The organism is Marinobacter sediminicola (genome assembly GCF_031157525.1).
GTDB lineage: Bacteria > Pseudomonadota > Gammaproteobacteria > Pseudomonadales > Oleiphilaceae > Marinobacter > Marinobacter sediminicola.
This window is the reverse complement of sequence record NZ_JAVIXR010000002.1, coordinates 212,027-232,271: the sequence shown is the minus strand read 5'-3', so window position 1 is coordinate 232,271 and position 20,245 is coordinate 212,027. Positions and strand designations below refer to the sequence as shown.

Annotated in this window: 19 protein-coding genes; 10 read left to right on the top strand and 9 right to left on the bottom strand. The window is 54.2% G+C overall.

What is annotated here, in order from left to right:
* Nucleotides 1-145: 145 nt before the first annotated feature.
* A complete protein-coding gene (locus RG807_RS03770; RefSeq protein ID WP_309043690.1) occupies nt 146-1,063 on the top strand; it encodes an AEC family transporter in 918 nt (305 codons plus the stop codon).
* Here RG807_RS03770 and rrtA read toward each other — a convergent pair.
* Nucleotides 1,032-1,640, bottom strand: coding sequence for a rhombosortase (gene rrtA, locus RG807_RS03765; protein WP_309043689.1), 609 nt, complete (start codon nt 1,638-1,640; stop codon nt 1,032-1,034). The two genes, RG807_RS03770 and rrtA, sit on opposite strands and share 32 nt — an antisense overlap.
* An 87-nt stretch (nt 1,641-1,727) precedes the next feature.
* On the opposite strand from rrtA, the gene RG807_RS03760 reads away from it, so the two are divergent.
* Both RG807_RS03760 and RG807_RS03755 read left to right on the top strand, forming a co-directional pair.
* Nucleotides 1,728-3,362: a M12 family metallo-peptidase gene (locus tag RG807_RS03760; RefSeq protein ID WP_309043688.1), complete on the top strand. Its 1,635-nt coding sequence runs from the start codon at nt 1,728-1,730 to the stop codon at nt 3,360-3,362.
* Nucleotides 3,359-3,859 (top strand): DUF6174 domain-containing protein, encoded by a 501-nt coding sequence (locus tag RG807_RS03755; protein WP_309043687.1) that lies wholly within the window; start codon nt 3,359-3,361, stop codon nt 3,857-3,859. The genes RG807_RS03760 and RG807_RS03755 overlap by 4 nt, the downstream gene beginning before the upstream one ends.
* On the opposite strand, the gene RG807_RS03750 is transcribed toward RG807_RS03755, so the two are convergent.
* Nucleotides 3,827-4,474, bottom strand: a complete 648-nt coding sequence (locus RG807_RS03750) for a cation efflux transmembrane domain-containing protein (protein WP_309043686.1) — start codon at nt 4,472-4,474, stop codon at nt 3,827-3,829. The two genes, RG807_RS03755 and RG807_RS03750, sit on opposite strands and share 33 nt — an antisense overlap.
* An 88-nt stretch (nt 4,475-4,562) precedes the next feature.
* Nucleotides 4,563-5,030: a Cd(II)/Pb(II)-responsive transcriptional regulator gene (cadR, locus tag RG807_RS03745; protein ID WP_309043685.1), complete on the bottom strand. Its 468-nt coding sequence runs from the start codon at nt 5,028-5,030 to the stop codon at nt 4,563-4,565.
* Between the two features lie 145 nt (nt 5,031-5,175).
* Between cadR and RG807_RS03740 the strand changes: the two genes are divergently transcribed.
* Nucleotides 5,176-6,864: an HAD family hydrolase gene (locus RG807_RS03740; RefSeq protein ID WP_309043684.1), complete on the top strand. Its 1,689-nt coding sequence runs from the start codon at nt 5,176-5,178 to the stop codon at nt 6,862-6,864.
* Here the strand turns inward: RG807_RS03740 and RG807_RS03735 are convergent.
* The gene (locus RG807_RS03735; protein ID WP_309043683.1) at nt 6,861-8,099 is read right to left on the bottom strand and encodes a substrate-binding periplasmic protein; all 1,239 of its coding nucleotides are present in this window, start codon (nt 8,097-8,099) and stop codon (nt 6,861-6,863) included. The two genes, RG807_RS03740 and RG807_RS03735, sit on opposite strands and share 4 nt — an antisense overlap.
* A gap of 377 nt (nt 8,100-8,476) precedes the next feature.
* On the opposite strand from RG807_RS03735, the gene hemN reads away from it, so the two are divergent.
* The 5 genes from hemN to RG807_RS03710 all read left to right on the top strand — a co-directional run bounded on the left by hemN (nt 8,477) and on the right by RG807_RS03710 (nt 14,245).
* Nucleotides 8,477-9,895 (top strand): oxygen-independent coproporphyrinogen III oxidase, encoded by a 1,419-nt coding sequence (gene hemN / locus RG807_RS03730; RefSeq protein WP_309043682.1) that lies wholly within the window; start codon nt 8,477-8,479, stop codon nt 9,893-9,895.
* 453 nt (nt 9,896-10,348) lie between these two features.
* Nucleotides 10,349-12,046, top strand: a complete 1,698-nt coding sequence (locus RG807_RS03725; RefSeq protein ID WP_309043681.1) for a sodium:solute symporter family protein — start codon at nt 10,349-10,351, stop codon at nt 12,044-12,046.
* Nucleotides 12,043-12,174 carry a putative transporter small subunit gene (locus tag RG807_RS03720; protein ID WP_309043680.1) on the top strand — a complete coding sequence of 44 codons (132 nt, stop codon included), beginning with the start codon at nt 12,043-12,045 and terminating at the stop codon, nt 12,172-12,174. The genes RG807_RS03725 and RG807_RS03720 overlap by 4 nt, the downstream gene beginning before the upstream one ends.
* A gap of 156 nt (nt 12,175-12,330) precedes the next feature.
* Nucleotides 12,331-13,326, top strand: coding sequence for a ubiquinone anaerobic biosynthesis protein UbiU (gene ubiU / locus RG807_RS03715; protein ID WP_309043679.1), 996 nt, complete (start codon nt 12,331-12,333; stop codon nt 13,324-13,326).
* A 13-nt stretch (nt 13,327-13,339) separates the two neighbouring features.
* On the top strand, nt 13,340-14,245 hold the full coding sequence (locus RG807_RS03710; protein ID WP_309043678.1) for a U32 family peptidase: 906 nt from the start codon (nt 13,340-13,342) through the stop codon (nt 14,243-14,245).
* Here the strand turns inward: RG807_RS03710 and RG807_RS03705 are convergent.
* The 5 genes from RG807_RS03705 to RG807_RS03685 form a co-directional block, all read right to left on the bottom strand.
* Nucleotides 14,236-14,928 (bottom strand): MOSC domain-containing protein, encoded by a 693-nt coding sequence (locus RG807_RS03705; RefSeq protein ID WP_309043677.1) that lies wholly within the window; start codon nt 14,926-14,928, stop codon nt 14,236-14,238. The genes RG807_RS03710 and RG807_RS03705 overlap by 10 nt on opposite strands.
* A 35-nt stretch (nt 14,929-14,963) precedes the next feature.
* A complete protein-coding gene (locus RG807_RS03700) occupies nt 14,964-15,425 on the bottom strand; it encodes a hypothetical protein (RefSeq protein WP_309043676.1) in 462 nt (153 codons plus the stop codon).
* A 116-nt stretch (nt 15,426-15,541) separates the two neighbouring features.
* Nucleotides 15,542-16,036 (bottom strand): ubiquinone anaerobic biosynthesis accessory factor UbiT, encoded by a 495-nt coding sequence (gene ubiT, locus RG807_RS03695; protein WP_309043675.1) that lies wholly within the window; start codon nt 16,034-16,036, stop codon nt 15,542-15,544.
* Nucleotides 16,037-16,106: 70 nt separating this feature from the next.
* Nucleotides 16,107-16,778, bottom strand: coding sequence for a two-component system response regulator NarL (gene narL, locus RG807_RS03690; RefSeq protein WP_200368875.1), 672 nt, complete (start codon nt 16,776-16,778; stop codon nt 16,107-16,109).
* A 65-nt stretch (nt 16,779-16,843) separates the two neighbouring features.
* The gene (locus RG807_RS03685; protein WP_309043674.1) at nt 16,844-18,706 is read right to left on the bottom strand and encodes a histidine kinase; all 1,863 of its coding nucleotides are present in this window, start codon (nt 18,704-18,706) and stop codon (nt 16,844-16,846) included.
* Nucleotides 18,707-18,861: 155 nt separating this feature from the next.
* Here RG807_RS03685 and RG807_RS03680 point away from each other — a divergent pair, with 155 nt between their 5' ends.
* Nucleotides 18,862-20,130 carry an MFS transporter gene (locus RG807_RS03680; protein WP_309043673.1) on the top strand — a complete coding sequence of 423 codons (1,269 nt, stop codon included), beginning with the start codon at nt 18,862-18,864 and terminating at the stop codon, nt 20,128-20,130.
* Nucleotides 20,131-20,245 lie beyond the last annotated feature (115 nt).

Sequence of the window (20,245 nt, the reverse complement as noted above, 5' to 3'; positions counted from 1 at the left end):
TACTAGGATATAAAGATGTATCCGAAATACTGTTGACGATTATCAAGCAAAGTCAGAAATCACACCACTGCGCAGGGGAGTTACCTCTTGATGGGTAGCTGTTAGACTTCACGCCCTGCTTTTTGCCCAAATGTCCGGAGAAATAATGGCCGCAGCACTGGCGTTGTTTATCAAGCTAATTCCGCTATACGTAACGGTTGCTCTTGGATGGGTGGCGGGCCGTTATCTGGAGGCCAGTGGCAAGCATATTGCGGGCATCATGCTTTACATTGTTACGCCCTCTGTGGTGTTCTCCGGCGTGATGGCTGCACCGCTTTCGCCGGAAGTCATCCTCCTGCCATTTTTGGTGTTCGGGTTTGCAACGGTGATTGCTCTCGCTCACTTGAGGTTGGCGAGGCGGGTGTTGACCGACGGCAGTGCCGGCATGATTCCCCTATGTGTCGCTTCGGGGAATACGGGGTATTTTGGCGTGCCGGTGGCGCTGCTGTTGTTTGGCGAAGAAGGGCTGGCGCTCTATATCGTGTGCATGCTGGGTGTCACCCTGTTCGAAAGTTCGGTGGGGTATTACCTTGCAGCGCGGGGCCGGCATGATCTGAAAGATTCACTTTTGCGCGTCGTCAAATTGCCCTCGGTATACGCCTTTCTGGTCGCCGTCGTTCTTAACCTTTCAGAAATTGGTATTCCTGAAGTGTTTGTACCGCTGTTCGATAACCTGCGCGGTGCCTACAGCATTCTGGGCATGATGATTATTGGTATGAGTATCAGCAGCTTTCGTGGGCTGGCGGGCAATATTCGGTTTACGGCGTTGGCGTTTTTCGGCAAGTTTGTGGCCTGGCCGGTACTGGCAACGGTATTCTGGTGGCTGGACTCACAGTTTTTAGGCATTTATGAGCCGGCCGTCCATAAAGCTATTTTCCTGATCTCCATTACCCCCATAGCCGCCAACACAGTTGTCATTGCCACCTTGCTGGATACGTCCCCGCGGCAGGCCGCGGGGACGGTTATGCTGTCGACCCTCTTTGCACTGGTGTTTATACCAGTGATGATTTCGCTGGCTTTCTGAACAGCTTTCTTGCCAGGATCGGCAATAGCCCTGCGAGCGCCCCAATGAGGGCTCCTAGCCCATGAGCTTGCTGAATGACGCGGCCACCGATGAAAGAGTTTTCAGCGGAGTGCCCATAAACGAGGTTCTCCAGAGCCAGTTTCAACGATACAACCGCCAGCACCAGAAGGCTCCATCGCCGCTCAGTGCTGAGGTTAAAGAGTGCCGTATAAACCAGGAGCCCGTGCAGAGCGCCGGAAAATCCTCGGTACCACACCAGATCTGGCACGAGCCATAAGAGACCCAGTGAAATGAGTACCGGCGAGATGAGCAGGAACGCAACCCAGACGGTCAAAGGGGGGTGCCGCCTGAACAGCAAGCCGATAATTGCCAAACCTGCAAGGTTTAACGCTAAATGCTCAGCGCCAAGATGAACCCAGTGGCCGGTTAACAAGCGCCAGTATTCGTAACTCTGCAGGCCACTGCGAGACCATTCCAGCAGAGCTGGCGGCATGAGTGTGCAGGCACCCAGAACCATCGCCAGCAAGGCAAACCGTCGCCAATGGCGCAGTGGTAAAATTCGGGACTCAGTTGTCATAAACACATAACGTTACGCAGCCTTCGTGGCAGGCCGGCCCGATATTCGGTAAATTTCCGAAAAAACCGTCTAATGTAGAGTTTTACCATGATTTTCAGGTTCATACCCAGTGTTGTATCCATCATTCTCCTGTCCATTTTGTGGGCACTGCCTGCGGTAGCCGAAACCGGAAAGGTTCAACCGGTGTGGATCGACGGCCACAACTACGATGCACATCTCAAGCGGAACCTGCGATTTGGGTCCAATGAGGGTGAACATTACGAAGGCTATTTTCCGGAAGACCCGGAAAGCTGGGTGCGTGTTTCTTTCCTGGATAATAGCTGGGAAGGCATGGCCTATGCCTTCGGGCGGATGCACACCATTGGCGGCAACGATAAGCCTGCCACGTTCAGCTTCAGTCGCAACGAAGAGCCACCGCAATGCGGTGTGGACCACCTCCACGGCGATTCCATGATTACACCGGAAAGCCTGGTTGGCCCCGCAATGGCTCGAGCCGTAACGGAAAACTACGATGTGCTCTGTACAGACAAGGTTGATGGTGCTTGCCTGATGCTGGAACTGGAGCTGGCGTTTGACCAGCAGTTTCAGGAGCGCTTTGCGCAACCTGAAGCGCGGGCCGGTGCGATCATGAATATGGTGGAAGGCTTCTACAAAGACCAGCTCGGTATTATTTTCGATACGCTGTCGCTGACGTTTCTCGATAGCGCTCAGGACAGGGTGTTCAGCGACACAACAGAAGCTGGTGATTTGCTCTCGGATGTTAGTGACAAGCGCGCTGCGGGAGCTGTCCGTTTTCTGAAAAGTGATCGCTCCATTTTCCACTTTGTCAGTGGCCGGGATTTCAATGGCAGCACGGCCGGCATGGCCTGGGTAGGCTCTCTCTGCGGTACCGGTCGGTATGCTACAGGCGTTACCAATGCGTTTAATAGCAACACTGTCACTGCATTGGTGGTTGCCCACGAGATTGGCCATAACCTGGGTGCGAGGCATGATGGTCAGGGCGGGGAAGGTGCGGCGTGCGAGTCCGGTCAATTCATTATGGGGCCGAGCGTCAATAGCAATGTGAGCAGCTTTTCAAGTTGTTCCTATGTTTCAATGACCCGAAAAATCTCCTCGCTTGGGGCGGTTGAACAGTGTTTTAACTTCCCGGCGGATGTCTCGTTGTCTGCAGTCAACGGTAACCCTTCTGAAGTGAAGCAAGGGGCGCCTTTTCAAGCGAATTTTCAGGTTGATTACCAGGATGCCAGCCAGCAAAAGGCTGATCGTGTCACTGTTGGCGGCGTGATTGGTAAGGGAGAAGGGCGCCTGGTTGGCGTCAGTCTCGGCGGTAAGGCATGTAGTCTGACGGGCCCGGCTGATAACTCAGATGGCTTCCGTTGCCCCGAAGTAGTAGCAAGATCTGGGCTCACGCTCAGTATTCAGGCTGAAGCTGGCAGCAGTGTCTCGTTCAACCTGCTACAGAGCGCAGCCCTGATCAGCGACAGCGGTGAGGTGAAGGATATTCTACCGCAGAACGATGAGTTGATGACCCGGATAGCGCTTGCGGCAAATGAGCCTGCTGTGCCTGAAGAACCAGGTAATGAAGACACCCAGCCTTCTGCGCCGGATGCACCGACGAATAGCAATTCCAGATCTGATAGTGGCGGCGGTGGAGCCGTCAGCCTGGCTTGGTTGCTGTTGGGAGTGTTTGCGGTAGCTGCTCGCCGGAAGCGATTAAAATGATGGCGCTGTGGTCAGCGACACCGCAACGCGTGTCAGTATTCTTGATAGCTTTGTTGCTAGCCGGATGTGGCACAGCTGCATCCGATGCTTCTACAGGGCAACCTGAAACTACGCCCGAAACCTTGGGTCAGGCTCAGGCGCTATGGAGTGACAAAGGCATCGCTGATTATCAGATAACGGTTCAGCAATCCTGTTTCTGTCCGGCGTATCTGCGCCAGCCTATTCGAGTCACGGTGGCTGACGGCAAGCTGGTCGACGTAACCGGGCTTGAGCAGCTGATTCAGGACCCAAGCCAACTTGATGCCGAGCGACTGACGGTCCCCGGTATGTTCAGATTCATCGAACGGGCCGAGCGGAGAGACGTTCACCGATTAAAAGTGGATTACGACCCCCGCTACGGTTTCCCCGTCTACATCGATTACGACGGGCACGAAATGATTGCCGACGACGAGTACCAGTACGAGTTATCGGACTTCCAGCGTGGCGCCGGCCACTGAAGCCTGCTTTGCATTGGCAATGTCCTGGCGGGCATGACGCACCACGCTCACCCCTGCGGTAATTGCCAAAGTACCCATAATGGCGGCGACTACAAGATCCGGCCAGGCGCTGGCGGTCCCAAACACACCCAGTGCAGCCGCCATTACAGCCAGGTTGCTGATGGCATCGTTCCGGCTGCATAGCCAAACCGAACGCATATCCGAATCACCATCGCGAAATTTGAAAAGAATAAGTGCCACAGACAGGTTAGCGACCAGCGCCAGCAGGCCAACTGAGCCCATGGTGAAAGCTTCTGGCGTGGTGCCCTGCTGTAAGACCCATAGAGCGCGAGCCCAGACAATCGCACCGAAAACCGTCATGGTAATGCCTTTGACCATCGCCGCGCGGCCACGCCAGAGCAGGCCCATGTTCAGTACGCAAAGAGACAGAATGTAGTTGGCGCTATCGCCGAAGAAGTCGATGGCATCCGCCATGAGCGACACCGAGCCAGAAGTAAGGCTGGCAACACCTTCCACGAAAAACATGGCCAGGTTCACCCAGAGCGCAATCCAGAGCGCGCGACGAAAGCCGGTGCCAGGGGTTTTCAGTTCCGGGCCAGGGCAGCTACAGGCCATAAAACACCTCCTTGATTAGGTAGGCTTGTATTAAAAACCCTGTAGCTACTATAGGGTCAACCCCCTGAGCTTACACTTTATCAAACCGTTAACTTTTCCCCGGCTTGTGGGTTCCGGGAACGTGGTTTTCATGGTCGCCAGCGTCACGTGGTGAGGGTTCAAGGTCAGCGCTGCTAAGCCCTCCCATAATGCCGCACTCCTGCACGGTTCCTGCATCTGAGCAGGCCTTTTGCAGCTGTTGCAGAGTGTTTTCGAGGTTTGTGAGCTCCTTCAGGCGCTCCCGCACATGGTTGAGGTGGCTGGCCAGGAGTTCATCCACCTGTTGGCAATCTGCTTCCGGGTTTTCAGACAGCCGGATCAACTCGCGTATCTCATCCTGAGCCATATCCAGATTGCGGCAGCGCTTTATAAACAGGAGTCGATCCAGGTGTGCACTACGATAAGCGCGGTAGCCGCTAACGTCCCGTTCCGGTGTCGGCAACAACCCGATTTTTTCGTAATACCGGATGGTTTCCACGGCAACGGCTGAGTGTTGGGATATCTCACCGATTTTCATCGTATTGGCACTTCCTGAGTATTATTGATCTGGTGTGTGTCAGGGTTGGGCTGTTTTGGTTATGGTAGAGGGTAACCCTACTATTTGTGAACTAACTGACGGATAGCATCTGTCTATACGCCTCTGAAATGCCAAAGGACTGTTTATGGACCGCATGGGTGAGCGCCTATCTATTCCTTCGGTGCTGATACTGGATTGGCACGGAACCTTGGTGGACACCCACGACGCCATGTTCAGCGCCATGGAGGAGATGCTGCCGCAGCTGGAAGAACTGGGGCTGGTGGATCAGCTGCTGCCGGAGGAGCAGTGCCGCACTGAAGATGATGCGAGGCTGGTTCGCTACATACGCATTTTCAGGCGCCTGCACCCGCGAATTCTGGCGGAGCGCAGGGTGTCGAGAACAGACATATTCAATGCCATCTTTGGTGACAACACAGCGGCCAAGCTGATTGCGCACCAAGCCTACAATCAAGCGTACCGGCGTTTCTTCGGGCAGGTTCGACCCTTTCAACCGGGAGCTTATGAATACCTGTCGGCCCTGAAAGCCATGGGCATTCGTTTGGCGGTGGCCACCAACAGAAACCGGGAGTTTTTTGATAAGGAATTGAAAACCGTTGATGAGGGGCGCTGGCAGGATCTGTTCGAGGTGGCGATTTGCGCCGATGATGTCACCGAATACAAGCCTGACCCCCAGATAATCAATACAATTCTTGAGAAGCTGAACCTTCCCGCAGACCAGCGCGCCTGGTACCTTGGCGACAGCTACGTGGATATGCTGACAGCGCATCGAGCAGGCATTTCAGGTGTTTTTTATAACGGTGCCCAATGGGAAGCGGATCGAATTCGCAGTTGGTTTACCCGCCGGGACGAGCCCGTGGCGGTTCTGGACAGTTTTGAAGAATTGATGGATCTGCTGGCGCTGATTGAGCGGGATGAACCTGAGCAATTCCTGCAACTGCCAGCAGAAGTGCGGCCGGCTCCCTTCCCGCCACCGGAGCGCCCGGAACCCCGCATAGAGCCAGACTGGCACCCCGCAGTGGTCAAGCTTATACGGCCCGAAGTGATCCTGTTTGATTGGCATGCCACTCTAGTGGACACCCTCGATGCCATGTACCACGCAGTGGATGACATGTTCCCGGATTTTCACAAGCTCGGGTTGATGGAGCGCATGGTGGCGCCGGAAGACAGCAAAACCCCGGAAGATGCCAAACTGGTGGCCTATGTTCGCGAGTTTGCCAAGCTGCACCCCAAGGTAAAGGCCGACCGAAAAATCTCCCGCACGGATATTTTTGAAGTGCTTTTTGGTGATGATCAGGACGCAAAGCAGATCGCCCACAAGGCCTTCAATCACCATTACCGCAATCACTATGGCACGGTAAAAGCCTTTGAGGCGAACGTGCGGGCGGTGCTGGAGGGTTTGCGGCGCCTGAATATTCAGGTGGGGGTGATCACCAACCGTGACCGTGAGTTTTTCGAGCACGAACTGGCGGCTGTTGAAGACACCGGTTGGGTGGAGCTGTTTGATGTAGACGTGTGCGGTGATGACACGCCCTTGCGCAAGCCCCATCCAGATCAGCTCTTGCTGGCGGTGCAGAAACTGGATTACCCGCCCGACCCCAGCGTGTGGTACGTGGGTGACAGCACCACCGATGTGATTGCTGCCAAACGTGCGGGCATGACCTCCGTATTCTTCAACGGTGCACAGTGGGATCTACCCTGGCTGAACCGTATATTTCCGGGCACCCATAAGCACCCGGACAAACCCGATGTGGTGGTAAATGATTTCTCGGAATTCTGGGCACTGGTGCTTGCCTGCGAGATTGGGCCGCCCTAAATGCCCATGGCCTTTTCTATATCCAGGCCGATTACGATGACACCGTTTGGTGTGTTCTCGCTGGCCGAAACGATCGGAGCACTCACAGTAATCTGAAACCTTGCGGTTGATTGATCGTAACGTATGGGGGAGATGAAAAACGGTTTTTGATCCTGTGGATCGGCCGCCAGTTCCGGCCCTGCCACCTCGAGAAACTTGAGCTCATCGCCCTGCCAATAGTCAGAGGTGAGTTGACTCATGGCGGCAATGCTTCCCATGCTGTTGACTAGCATGATCTCTGTGACCAGGCCCTTATAGGAGCTCTGCCATACTTCCAGAGTTTTTGATGCTGGCAGGGCCAGAATATGCGCTGCCAGTGGCGGCACAGTCTTTGGTGCCAGAGCCTGCCATTTGCTGTCGATGTTGAGGACTTCGGCGAACGAGCCTGGTTGCGGACCGGCTTTCAGAGCCTGTTGTATGTTCAGCAGCTTTGTGAGCTCTGCCAGCAATCGCTTTGTCAGAGATTCAATGTGTTTTATCTCCCGGCTGGTGGGCGTCAGTGTTTTGGCTGTGCAGCTTGGGAGTGCCTTATTGAACTCGGGTAAAAATTCCGGGTGTGCCTTTTGGAAGGTCTCAGCTACGTAAAAGTGAAGAGGTGCATAGCGAAGGAAGTGCGAATTGAGGCTCTCTGTTGAGAGTTCATTCCTGGCGCGTAGCCATATCATAACGCGCTCATCCATTAGGGCAGTATCAATTCGCCCTCTCTCCAGTAACGCGAGGAGCTGCGACGGCGAAGTGACGCTCAGATACACCTCGTAGCCATTTGCCAACAGCCAGGCTTCCTCGTTACTGCCATCCACAACACCTATGCGTCGCAGATCTGGTTCGGCAGTTGGGTCTTGAGTGAAGAAGTACCATTTCTCCAGCGCAACGGGATAACTGCGGCTGGCGATGGTGTCCAGCTCTGCAGAAGGGTCTGCTGCGAAATAGCCGTCTACGCTGTTCTTTCGGAGTGAATAGATAGCCCGCTTCTGGGGCGCGAGGGTAATGTTGGCAGACCATCCGGCCAGTTCTGCGGCACAGGTTACCGTGTCTACGGTTTCGCCGGTTATGCTGCGGTGCCCGTTTCCAATTATTTCAACCACCTGATAGGGCGGGGCATCAAAGGTGACAAGCTCCAGTTCAGGTGGCTGGGCCAGGCATGCTGGAACAATAAGAAATGCAAGGGTGCCGAGTGCCCGTGGCCGGTATTCCATAGTGACCGCTCATTCCATTGTTTCGGCTAGATGTGAAGTGCATAGGACACTAGCAGTTGTAGTACTTTTTTCAAATAATTTCAATCTGCTGCAACAGGCTCTCTCCCCGTTTGAGCAACGCCTCACGCTTCTCCGGTATTTTTGACAGGCTATTTTTGGCTTGTTTTCGTGAGAAACATTTCGGCAATTAACCCATTATAGGTAGCCTGAATACGCACTAGGCATAAGGGTGGTTCCGTTGCCAAGCTGTTAAAATCCGGTCAATGGTATGCACACAGCTGTCGAAATGACTCGCATCAAGATGTGCTCAGCCTGCATAGCCTAAAATGCGCGGCTATCCGGCTGGTACCACACATCACGCGCTCAGAGCTTTAATTATGACCTCCAAACCCGCACCGCAAACTTCTGAATCAACCCTTCCTGAGTTCATGTGGGATGATGCGCTGATCAAGCGTTACGATCTCAGCGGTCCGCGTTATACATCGTATCCGACGGCTGTGGAGTTTAATCAGAACTACCCGATTGAGCAGATGGTAGAGGCCGCTGCTCGCAGCAAGGCCAGCAACCGCCCACTGTCTCTGTATACCCACCTGCCGTTTTGTGCGCACCTTTGTTATTACTGCGCCTGCAACAAGGTGATTACCAAGAAGCGCGACAAGGCCATGCCTTATGTTGAGCGTGTTCTGAAAGAGGCCGCCATGCAGTCCAAACTGTTTGGTTCGGACCGCCCGGTAAAACAGCTTCACTGGGGTGGCGGCACGCCAACATTTTTGGCTAACGATGTTATGCAGGAGTTGATGGAAGGCTACGCCGAACTGTTCAACCTGCAGAGCGATGATGAACGTGACTACAGCGTGGAGATTGATCCCCGTGAAGTAGATCAGGACACCCTGCCAACACTTTGGAAGCTTGGCTTTAATCGCATCAGCCTGGGTGTACAGGATGTGAATCCGGAAGTTCAGAAAGCGGTTAACCGCATCCAGCCCCGGGAAATGACCGAAGCGGTGTTGCGGGAGGCCCGTCAGCTCGGGTTCCGGTCTATTAACCTTGATCTTATTTACGGCTTGCCGCACCAGACTCCGGAGAGTTTTGCGGAGACACTCGAGGCGGTTCTTGAGATGTCACCAGACAGGTTGTCCGTATTCAGTTACGCGCATCTGCCAGATCGTTTTTATCCGCAAACGCGCATTAAAAATGACACGCTACCTTCCCCGCAGCAGAAATTGACCATGCTGCATAACACCATCAACCGGCTGCTCGAGGCGGGATACGAGTACATCGGTATGGATCATTTTGCCAAGCCGGATGACAGTCTGTCTGTGGCACAGCGCGGCGGACGATTGCACAGAAACTTCCAGGGTTATACCACTCACTCGGACTGCGATCTGGTTTCCCTGGGTGTGTCTGCCATCGGTCAGACAGACGATGCCTATTTCCAGAACAACCACGATCTGCCTGCCTGGGAAGCGTCCATTGATGCTGGCCAGTTGGCGATAACCAAAGGCGTCAATCTGACCCGGGACGATCGCATTCGCCGCTGGGTGATTGGGCAGCTCATTTGTCAGTTCCGTCTGGATCGCCAGCAGTTTTCAGGTGAGTGGCAGGAAGATTTTGATAGCTACTTTGCTGACGAGCTTTCTCGCCTGAAACCGATGATGGCCGATGAACTTATTGGTGATAATGGCCGGGTGTTGCAGGTGGAGCCTGCAGGCCGCCTGTTGATTCGCGCCATTTGCCAGATATTCGACTTTTACCGTAAAGAGGGCGCCAGCCAGCGGTTTTCACGCATCATCTGACTTTTCCATTTGCTCTATTCCCGGGGGCGCCAGTGCCCCGGAGAATTGTTATGACCTCTAAACACTGGACTCTTTTCTGTATATCGAGTAACTTCTAGTGCTTCCTTTCAGAATAAATGCTCTGGATTAAAGGCTTTGCGCTTGTAGTAATTCTTTTGTGACCCTCATTTTTGGTCTAAAAACAGCCGCCGCCAGATAAATTCAGGGCAGAAGAGGCTGTAATTGCAATGACGACTAAACAAACTGCAAGGCTCTATATTCACTTCCGCTTTCTTTAGCGTCCCTCATGCCTTGGCGAATTAGCATCGTTGCTGTTCGCTGACACCCCTTGGTGTTCCCGTAATTTTCATTTTCCGCGCTCTGCGGTCTTTCTGAATACTTGTGCCCCAAGTAATCGAATATGTGTGTTCGCACGCTGTTCAGATGGCACTGTGGTAGTAAAGAGGTTTTGGTTTGAACGAAAGTGGCTTTGTTCAGTTCTCAATACTGACAATCGTGATTTTGCTGGTCGGCTTTTATGGCGGCACCTACCTGCTCACGCTGCTGATCCGCAAAAAAGAAGAAGATACCTCCGGTTTCATGGTGGCGGGGCATAACGTTGGCTTTGGCATGGGCGCGTCCAGCATGACCGCCACCTGGATATGGGCGGCCTCCTTCTACGCCGCGGCCACCTCCGGTTATACCTATGGTGTATCCGGGCCGATCCATTATGGCCTTTGGGGCGCCTTGATGATTTTGTTCATCTACCCCTTTGGCCGGCGTTTCCGCAAGCTGGCGCCGAATGGCCATACCCTTGGCGAGCTCATCCATGCCCGCCACGGATCATCCAGCCAGTTGATCCTGGCCGGCTCCAACATTCTGGGCAGTATTATCAGCCTGATGGTGAACTTCACCGCTGCAGGCGCGTTGGTATCCGTGCTTTCGCCCCTGTCTTTCCAGACAGGCGTAATCGTTGCCGGAGTTGGGGTGCTCAGTTACACGCTTACATCAGGATTCCGGGCCTCTGTATTTACAGACTTTGCGCAACTAGTCGCGTTGATGGCTATTACAGTTGTCATCATCCCCGCCGTACTGTTTTCTGTTGGCGGGCCGTCTGTAATGGTTGATGGCATGAAGAACCTGACGAATCAGCAGGCTGACTTCCTTTCTGTCGATGCGATCATGAATCAAGGCGCGCCTTTCTTTGTGGCGGTGCTTGCCTATGCCATTGGTAACCAGACCATCTCCCAGCGCTTGTTTGCGGTGCGGGAAAAACACATCAAACGAACTTTTGTTACCGCAACACTTGGCTATGGGGCCATCGTTATCGGCCTTGGCATGATTGGGTTGATGGCATTAACGGTCGGGGTAGAGCCGGTAAACGACAACATGAACAACCTGATACCTCAGATGGTGTCCACTTACTTACCTCCGGTATTTGTGGGCCTGTTTTTTGTGTTGGTGATTGGTGCCTTGTCGTCCACCGCCGATTCAGATTTGTCAGCCTTGTCGACCATTGTGATGGCCGATATTTATGGCAAAAACATCGCAGGGGACAATCCTAATCCCAAAACAATGCTGCTGATTGGCCGCTCCACCATGATTGTGGCAACCGTGGCCGGTTTGATTTTCGCCAGCTTTTCACTGGATATTCTGGTGATGCTGGTGTTCGTTGGTGCGCTTTGGGGTGCGATTGTATTCCCGGTCATTATCAGCTGCTACTGGGACAGGGTAACCAACGCGGCATTTACATGGTCGGTTGTTGTCGCCATGGCCCTGTTCTGCATCGCTCGCTTTGAGCTTCTGGAGATGACCGGTGCAACGGTGCTCTTCTTTGAAATACTGGCCTCGGTTGGTGGTGCAGTTGTGTTCGGACTGATGGCGTTTGGTTTCTTTGGCCGCGTGGTAGGCCTGATTGTCGGGGGTGTTTCGGCCGCCATTTTGCTGATTTATGCCACCGGCTTTCTGCGGGATTACATGGTTCTTACGGCGTCCCTGACAGCTTATGGTGCCAGCGCCATCGTGTGCACAGCCATGACCTTGCGCAGCAAGGAAAGATTTGATTTTGACCTGATTAAACAGCGTGTCGGAAGTTATGACACGGCTGCAGATGAAGATGAAAATGAAAATGAAAATGAACCCACAATGATCCCTCAAGGAGCACGTTCATGAGTGAACTCGTCTATGGAACTTATATTCTGGTTTGGCCGGCACTGACACTGGGAGTGCTGGCCGTGATTTGCAGTGCGGTTGTCAAAGATGCCCTACAGGCGCGCAAGTCTGACAGTGATATGGTCTGACGATTGAACCTGTGAAACGGGAGCCTTCGGGCTCCCTTTTTTTTGGCCAGAGGAGACATTCACCCAGTCAGTATTCTCGGCTCTGCTGACAAAGGTCAATGCCTCTAATCCCTCTCCGGCGTATGGTTTGTGCAACTTTTACGGGGGAGAGCGTCTATGGAACTTGTTTGCCCGGCCGGCAGCCTGCCGGCATTGAAAGCAGCGGTGGATAACGGCGCCGATGCGGTGTATCTCGGGTTCAAAGACAGCACCAATGCCCGCCAGTTTGCAGGACTCAACTTTAACGACAAGCGTGCAGGTGAGGGGATTGAGTACGCCCACAGCAAAGGCGCGAGAGTGTTCTGTGCCATCAACACCTACCCGCAACCGGATGGCTGGGAAACCTGGAAGTCTGCCGTTGATCGGGCTGCTGCCCTCGGTGTGGATGCAATCATTCTGGCCGATATGGGGCTGTTGGAGTATGCCGCCAACAAACACCCGCAGGTACACCGTCACCTTTCGGTGCAGGGCTCGGCTACCAGTTACGAGGCCCTGCGTTTCTATAAAGACAACTTTGATATCCGCCGCGCTGTGCTGCCCCGGGTATTGTCTATAGATCAGGTGCGTGGTGTTGCAAAGCACAGCCCTGTAGAGCTGGAAGTGTTTGCCTTCGGCAGCCTGTGCATCATGGCCGAGGGGCGCTGCTACTTGTCTTCCTATCTTACCGACGAATCCCCCAACACTCGTGGTGCATGCTCGCCAGCCAAGGCTGTGCGCTGGCAGGAAACACCAGACGGCCTTGAATCCCGGCTTAACGATGTGCTGATCGACCGTTATGGCATGGGAGAGTCCGCGGGTTATCCCACCCTGTGCAAAGGGCGTTTTGAGGTGGAGGGCAGCGTTTATCACGCCATCGAAGAGCCGGTCAGCCTTAATACCCTGGATTTGCTGCCAGAGCTGAAAAAGCTGGGCGTCAGTGCAGTGAAAATTGAAGGCCGCCAGCGTAGCCCGTCTTATATTGCGGACGTAGCTCGCACCTGGCGACAAGCGCTGGATCGGGTAGGTTCCGACATTGAAGGCTTTCGTGTGGACCCCGCATGGAATAGTACCTTGGCGGGTTTGTCGGAAGGTGGCCTGACCACCATCGGCGCCTACCACCGCAAATGGAAATAAGGCTGAGCAACCCATGATGAAACTTTCTCTGGGCCCGATCCTCTGGTTTTGGTCCAAGCAGTCCGTGTTTGATTTTTACGCTAATGCTGCTGAATGGCCGATTGATACGGTGTACCTGGGGGAAACTGTCTGTTCCCGCCGCCGCGAGCTTCGGTTGGCGGATTGGCTGGAAATTGCCGGTGTGCTCAAGGAATCCGGTAAGCAGGTGGTGCTTTCTACGCAAACGCTGATCGAATCGGAGGCTGACCTGCGGGCGCTGCGCAGAATTTGTAGCCAGCAGGAGTATCTGGTTGAGGCCAATGACCAAAGTGCGCTGCAGTTGGCTACCCAGAATAACCTGCCATTTGTGACTGGCCCTTCAATGAACATCTACAACAGCGCAACCCTCAAACTATTGGCAAAGCAGGGGCTGAAGGGATGGAGCTTGCCCGTCGAGTTGGGCCAGAACACCTTGCAGCAATTGATTGCAGAGCTGAACGCAGACGGGTTGGATTTACCTGCAGAAGTGTTCGCCTGGGGCTTTTTGCCTCTGGCCTGGTCATCCCGCTGCTTTACGGCCCGCCACTACAACCTGCCTAAAGACAATTGCGAATTCCGCTGCCTGCAGCATCCGGATGGGTTGGAACTGCGCTCCCGGGAGTCCCAGGAACTGTTTCGCCTGAACGGCACATCCACTTTGTCTGGCGCGCGCTACGACCTGATGCGGGAAATGCCGAGTATGGAGCGAATGGGCGTGGCTACCGTGCGCCTGAGCCCGGAACACCAGGGTATGGAAGAGGTTGTTCGACGTTTTGATCAGGTTCGCCGCGGAAAGATACCCGCGGCCGACCCATTACAGCTGGTGGAAGCGCCGCCTTGTAATGGCTACTGGTATGGCAAGCCAGGCATGAATCTTGTGACTGATCAGGCTCAGGCCTGACCAAATAGCCGTCTTCCCCAATCCTCAACGTGCTGCGTTTCAAGACGCTGTTTTGCGAGTTGTTTCAGGTTGGGGGAGAGCTCCTCAATATCGGCCATCGATGCAAGCGCAATTAGGTCGAGAGGGTGCTCGTAGAGCAAAGACAGCAAGCGGCTAAGTGGCCAATTGTCATGTGGCCGTTCCTTGAGTAGAAGTGTGTCACCTTTGCTGATAATGCCGGGTTGCAATACCCGGTAATACCATCCGGTTCTCAGGCTGCTTTGCAGGCGCCGGGACATATCCGGAATGCCAAAGCGCAGATTCAGTCGCCAGCAGGGCTGCCGAGGTTGGGATACCTGAATAATGGCCTTGCCAAGTGTAAAAATATCACCAGCGCAAACGTCCGTTTCTGTGAGCCCTTCCGTCACCAGGTTTTCACCGAAGGCACCTGGCCGGCAATGACCGGAGGCTGGCTCAGGAAGCGTCCGCCGTAACCCGCTGTAGTGATCAGAAGCAAAGTGGTGCAGAGCTTTCTCGGGCCCGCCATGGTGGCGTTTGTCATCCTGATGGTCATCACTCAGGCCGTTCACGTCCAGGTAGGCGGAGCCAACTTCCTGTTTGTGTATGCCGGTGAGTATTTCGGTGCCTGCGAGTTGTGTCAGGTTACCGGTTCTGAGTTGCCTGATTACAATGCCTCTTTCCATGTGGATTCTCCAAAGCCTCCCGAACGGGCACTGTATCACCAGATTGACAGCATGGCGCCGCTACCCAGAATCAGCGAACCTCCCACTTCAGCCACAATCAAAGCCACCATAAAGCCGTGAACGATCCAGGACGGCAATGTCATGGTTCCCAAACGATGAGGTTTGCGCAGCTGGTTGCTGGTATCCCGCAAAAAACCATGGATGAGATAGGTGCCAATAGCGAGCGCAAAAAAGCCCAGTGCGCACACGGCGGCCAGAGTATTCAGCCAATCCGGGTAGACACTGTGGCTGGAAAACCAACCCAGTAACATGGCCGCAAAGCTGTACATGAGGGAGCTGCGATGGGCGATGTCCACATACCGGGGCGCCGCGGCCTTCGGGTTAGTGGCCATGCACCAGTATTTCCAGATGCCAGTTAAAAGCCCGGTCATAAAGAAGATGAAGGCCGCGGTAAGGCTGAGTTTTTCAGCCAGAGTTATTATTTGAACTTCGTCCATTCCGTGCGCTCACTGTGTGAATCCGTGGAGGATTCTGTGTAAAGGTTCTGCGTGTCTGCTATTGAACCATCGCACAGGATCGCATGGATTTGATATGGCTCCAGTAACAGAGGGTGTCAGAATAAATGCAACTTCGGGAGTTTGAAATCCCACTCCAGACTGTCCAAAAGGTTTTTTAACCCCAGCCCCAGTTCGGTATCCCCCTCAACCACCAAGCGTCTTTGAAAGAACAGTTGGTCAGGATCTTGCCGGCGCTCCGCGAGGGTTTTGAAGGCCAAAAGGGAGCCTCTGATGGTGGCTTCGCCAGGGCCGTCCAGCACTCGGAGCCTGCCTGCCCAAAAACCGAATGTAATGCCCGGGTGGCCGCCGTTTATTTCCAGGCGGATACGGCGGCCTGCAAAATCGTCAAATTCACCATCTGCAATGGCCTCAGCAAAAAAGCGATTCAGAGGTGCTTCGGCAACCAGTTGTTTTATGGGAATCGGGATCGACCGGTCTATGGCGCCAAGCAAGGGAATTGGCGACGGGAGGTGTTCAGAAAGCAATGCCAGTGAATCGCTGATCAGGAGTTTGGGGGGTAGTGGCAAGGTAATAGACAAGGGCAGGGCCATAATCAACTCCGGGCAGTGAATTCGGTCTGCCCAGAGTAAACAAAATGCGCCGTGTTTGATTTGATATAGCTCAGCCCTTGTGAAGGCCTTCTTCTACCGCCCAAACAGCAACTTCCACGCGGGAGCGCAAGCTGAGCTTTTTAAGCAGGTGCTTTACGTGCACTTTTACCGTGCCGTCACTGATATCCAGTTTGCGGCCAATCATCTTGTTGGAAAGGCCTTCTGCGATAAGCCGAAGAATGTCCTTTTCCCGGGGGGTCAGGCTGTCGAAGTCCGGGCGCGAGGCCTGTTGGGGCTTGTTGGAGCGCAGGGCCTCAGCAAGCAGTGTGGTCAGCCTGTCGCTGATGACCATCTTCCCCAAGGCCGCCTGGCGCAACTGGGCAATCATGTCTTCCGGTTCCATGTCTTTCAGAAGGTAGCCGTCGGCACCGGCACGCAGAGCAGCGACTACGTCATCTTCCTGGTCAGACACCGTAAACATCACGATGCGCGAGCTTACATTCAGTTCCCGCAGTTTTTTCAGGGCGTCAATGCCGCTTACTTCCGGCATGTTGAGGTCCATCAGAATCAAGTCGGGTTCGAGCTCGGTTGCCAGCTGTATGCCGTCGGCGGCATTGCTCGCCTCGCCGGCTACTACCATGTCCCCTTCCATTTCGACGAGCTGTTTGATGCCTTGGCGCAACAATGGGTGGTCGTCGATCAGCAATATGCTGGCGGGTGTGTCAGACGCTACATCGGGCATGGTACTTCGCTTCCTCTCTCTTGATTGCATGGCGGCTCATGTGAATTGCCGCTTTTTTTTGATATTCAGGCGCTCGGTGCTTCGGTGGGAATCAGGTGCCGGCTTTTCGGAACGAATGTCAGGATTACCTCAACGCCACCGCTTTCGTGGTTTTGTACCACAACCTGCCCCCCGAGAGTACGGGCACGGTCCTGCATGATGATCAGCCCGTAATGGTTGACTGGCTGACCGTCCTCCGGCAAGCCCTTACCATTGTCTCGTATTTTTGCCTTTACCTGGGGCGACTCAAATAGTATGTCCACGCTAACTTCTGTGGCGTCTGCATGTTTAACCGCGTTGGCCAGGCCCTCACGCACAATTTGCAGTGTGTGTATTTCCTCGTTGGGCGACAGGGCTTGGGGAGGTAGATTGTAATTCAACCCTACGGGTTTCCCCAAACGCGTTGAAAACTCCTCAATGGTTTTGCGCAGAGCTGTGAGTAGATCGGGGGTGTCCAGCTTTAGCCGGAAGGTGGCCAGCAATTCCCTTAGCTGGCGATAGGCACTGTTCAGCCCCGTGCTCAGCTCGTCCAGAATGGCCTCGTGGGCGTTTTTCTGGTCGCCCTCAATGTTCAGCCTGCGCATGCGGGCTACCTGCATTTTCAGATAGGACAGCGATTGTGCCAAAGAATCGTGGAGCTCCCGGGCGATGACGGTGCGCTCCTCGGCCAGTGTGAGCTGTTGCTCTTCGTTAATCTGACGTTCAAGGAAAATGGCGGTTGCCAGTTGGTCGCTAAGCGTTTCCAGCAGGCGCCGAGCGGTATCCGAAAGCCCGGTTTCTACAGGGTACCACACCTCCAAAGTGCCCAGGAGTTTGCCGGGTGTACGTATGGGCAATAGCAACCTGCGCCCATCGTTATCTTCTATCGGAAGCTCGTCGTAGATTTCCGGTGTAACCAGACAAGCGTTGCAGTGGTGGTCACGGCAATAGAAAGGGCGGTCTGTTGAGGCGGTAGTAACAACCTGCACAGGCTCTGCAGCTTCTTTGTCGTGAAGGTAAAGCCGAATTGGTCCTATATCCAGGAGCTGTTCCAGCTCTTGCAACATGGGCACTGCGCCGCTGCACAGATCATGGTTGGCAAACAGGTTGCGGCTGGCAGTATGGAGCAATTGGAGGGCCGCATGGCTTTTTTCCAGTTCATCGGTTTTGCTGCGAGCGCGCTCTTCAAGCTCGTTGTACGTGAGTGCCAGCTCGCTACTCATTTGGTCAAAGGCGCTGCCGAGTTGTGCCAATTCGTCACTGCCCTTCATATTGGCTTTCTGGGAAAAGTCCTGCTCACCCACCGCTGTAGCAATAGTGACAAGTTTGCGCAGCGGCTTGAGAACCCGGTTTCTCAGGTCTACAAATAGGGCAATAATTATGAGTATGGAAAATACCAGGCTGATGATCTGGATAAGGTGTAACAGGCCAATTCGTGCTTCAGTTCGCCGCTCAAGCATGCTGACGAGTTGGTTTACGGAGTTTACGTAGGCTTCTGTAGCCGCAAGCATCTCGGCGTTGACGGGGGCCCCTTGAGGATGATTCTCCAGTGCCGGGCGGAGGGTCTGCTCCCAATAGGTTGTGACAGCGCTGTACTGAGTTGCGAGCGGGTGATCGGTTGAATCTGGAATTGTGCGGGTAATCAAGCTGTCCAACAGGCTGGCTTCATAGCCGTCTGCGAGGTTGCTGATTGTGCCTTCTGGAGTGTTGTTGCTGTCCCCTGGGCCTGCAACGTGGGCAAGCAATCGAAATGCGCCCATACGTAGAGCGCCAGCCAGATTAATAGCCGTCGCGTTCCCTTCAATGCTTTTTGAAACCGCCAGCGTTGTAGCCATGCTGACAATGGATGTCAGCACAACGGCACACACAACGATAGTAATCCGGTTAACAAGAGGGCTTCTGGGTTTCATTGAATCTCGTCTTTGCGGGCGCCGGAGTCGAATACCTCCTTGAGGATAGTCAATTACCCCAATGGTTGGTATCCCATCATAGTCTTTGACCTGTCTCAGGGCAAAAGCTGACACTGAAAGACGGTGTGAATAGTGGCTCAAAAAGGCGCTGTAGGATGGGGTCAGAGGCGGATCAGGAAGACGAACGGCTGGCATCACTTGCCGTTGTTTTGCCGCTTGCAGTAACAGGCTTTGTTATTGCGGCTGGCTGCTGGACGCTGTTTGCGGTGGCTGGAATACATCTGAGAGCCGAACTCAGCCTTGGCAATCTTCAGTTTGGCCTGCTGCTCGCCATGCCAATGGCGGTTAGCGCTTTGCTTGCCGTACCCGCTGGGCTCGCCGCCCGGAAATTTGGTGCCCGGCGCATAATGCTTATTTGTCTTGCCGGGCTTGCGGCCTGCATGGTGGTTTTGCTTACCACAAATACCTTCATTGGTTATCTGATTGCGGCGGGTGGGCTGGGGCTTGCCGGTGGGTTCTACAGTGCCGGGCTGCAGTTTGTAACCAGCAACTGCCAGCCCATGAGGCTTGGCCTTGTCCTGGGGGTGTTTGGTGCTGGCGTTACCGGTGCCGGGTTTACCTATTACCTCGTGCCCCTTTTTCATGATGCCTTCTCCTGGCATGGCGTTCCTCTGGCTTATCTGATTGTGCTCGTGTTAGTGCTGGCTCTGTTGCTATTGCTTACCGATCCGGAGGACGCGGCTGCAGATCCGCAAACAGAAACCTCCCTGAAAGTGTTGTTCCGGTACCTCAATCAGCAGGGGATGTGGCAGCTGGTCGCCTATTTTGGTGTGGTAGCCGGAAGTTTTTTTGCGTTGGCTTTGTGGCTTCCGGATTACCTTTCCTCACAGTTTGGGCTTCAGGTCGGGTCGGGTGCCAGGCTGGCGCAGTGGTTCATCATACCGGGGGCCCTGGCGCAGATTCTGGGCGGGGGGCTGTCTGATCGCTATGGCAGCCCTAACGTTATTAGCCGGTCGCTCTTTATTGGCCTGGTAGCACTGGTGGTGTTGTCTTACCCGCCCATGACGCTATTCATTCGAGGTGTGGAGGCAACCATCAGGGTTGAGTTTGCGCTACCCATGAATATTGAAAGAATCTTTGTGGTGGTGCTCGGAGTGGCGCTTGGAAGTGCCATGGGCAGTTTGCAGAGAATGGTGATTATTGAGAGTCGCCAGAATGCTGCATTTGTTGCCGGATTACTGCTGGTCGGCGCCTGCTCAGTGGCTTTTTTGTTGCCGGTTATTTTTGGTGCGGTGAACCACTGGTTGGGGGTTCGCAGTGCCGTATTCATGATCGTGTTTGTTCTGCTTTGTGTTTGCCAATTCATGTTTGCCCGCTTTAACCGCCGCCACGAACGTAACGCACTTCTCCATCCGGGGATATAGCAGCTATACCACCTCGGTGGTAGAGCAGGGTTATGTAGTAGTAACCACGCAGATTTCAGGGTTTTTCTCCCACACAATGGTTCCAATTCGGAAAAACGATCCGCAGACGGGTTGA

Bases quoted from the DNA above. Each gene is read 5' to 3' on its own strand.
- RG807_RS03760 (WP_309043688.1), top strand. From the start codon at position 1,728: ATGATTTTCAGGTTCATACCCAGTGTTGTATCCATCATTCTCCTGTCC.
- RG807_RS03710 (WP_309043678.1), top strand. From the start codon at position 13,340: ATGATGAAACTTTCTCTGGGCCCGATCCTCTGGTTTTGGTCCAAGCAG.
- ubiU (WP_309043679.1), top strand. From the start codon at position 12,331: ATGGAACTTGTTTGCCCGGCCGGCAGCCTGCCGGCATTGAAAGCAGCG.
- RG807_RS03735 (WP_309043683.1), bottom strand. From the start codon at position 8,099: ATGGAATACCGGCCACGGGCACTCGGCACCCTTGCATTTCTTATTGTT.
- RG807_RS03705 (WP_309043677.1), bottom strand. From the start codon at position 14,928: ATGGAAAGAGGCATTGTAATCAGGCAACTCAGAACCGGTAACCTGACA.
- hemN (WP_309043682.1), top strand. From the start codon at position 8,477: ATGACCTCCAAACCCGCACCGCAAACTTCTGAATCAACCCTTCCTGAG.
- RG807_RS03720 (WP_309043680.1), top strand. From the start codon at position 12,043: ATGAGTGAACTCGTCTATGGAACTTATATTCTGGTTTGGCCGGCACTG.
- RG807_RS03700 (WP_309043676.1), bottom strand. From the start codon at position 15,425: ATGGACGAAGTTCAAATAATAACTCTGGCTGAAAAACTCAGCCTTACC.
- RG807_RS03750 (WP_309043686.1), bottom strand. From the start codon at position 4,474: ATGGCCTGTAGCTGCCCTGGCCCGGAACTGAAAACCCCTGGCACCGGC.
- RG807_RS03755 (WP_309043687.1), top strand. From the start codon at position 3,359: ATGATGGCGCTGTGGTCAGCGACACCGCAACGCGTGTCAGTATTCTTG.
- RG807_RS03680 (WP_309043673.1), top strand. From the start codon at position 18,862: ATGGGGTCAGAGGCGGATCAGGAAGACGAACGGCTGGCATCACTTGCC.
- ubiT (WP_309043675.1), bottom strand. From the start codon at position 16,036: ATGGCCCTGCCCTTGTCTATTACCTTGCCACTACCCCCCAAACTCCTG.
- cadR (WP_309043685.1), bottom strand. From the start codon at position 5,030: ATGAAAATCGGTGAGATATCCCAACACTCAGCCGTTGCCGTGGAAACC.
- narL (WP_200368875.1), bottom strand. From the start codon at position 16,778: ATGCCCGATGTAGCGTCTGACACACCCGCCAGCATATTGCTGATCGAC.
- rrtA (WP_309043689.1), bottom strand. From the start codon at position 1,640: ATGACAACTGAGTCCCGAATTTTACCACTGCGCCATTGGCGACGGTTT.
- RG807_RS03740 (WP_309043684.1), top strand. From the start codon at position 5,176: ATGGACCGCATGGGTGAGCGCCTATCTATTCCTTCGGTGCTGATACTG.
- RG807_RS03685 (WP_309043674.1), bottom strand. From the start codon at position 18,706: ATGAAACCCAGAAGCCCTCTTGTTAACCGGATTACTATCGTTGTGTGT.
- RG807_RS03770 (WP_309043690.1), top strand. From the start codon at position 146: ATGGCCGCAGCACTGGCGTTGTTTATCAAGCTAATTCCGCTATACGTA.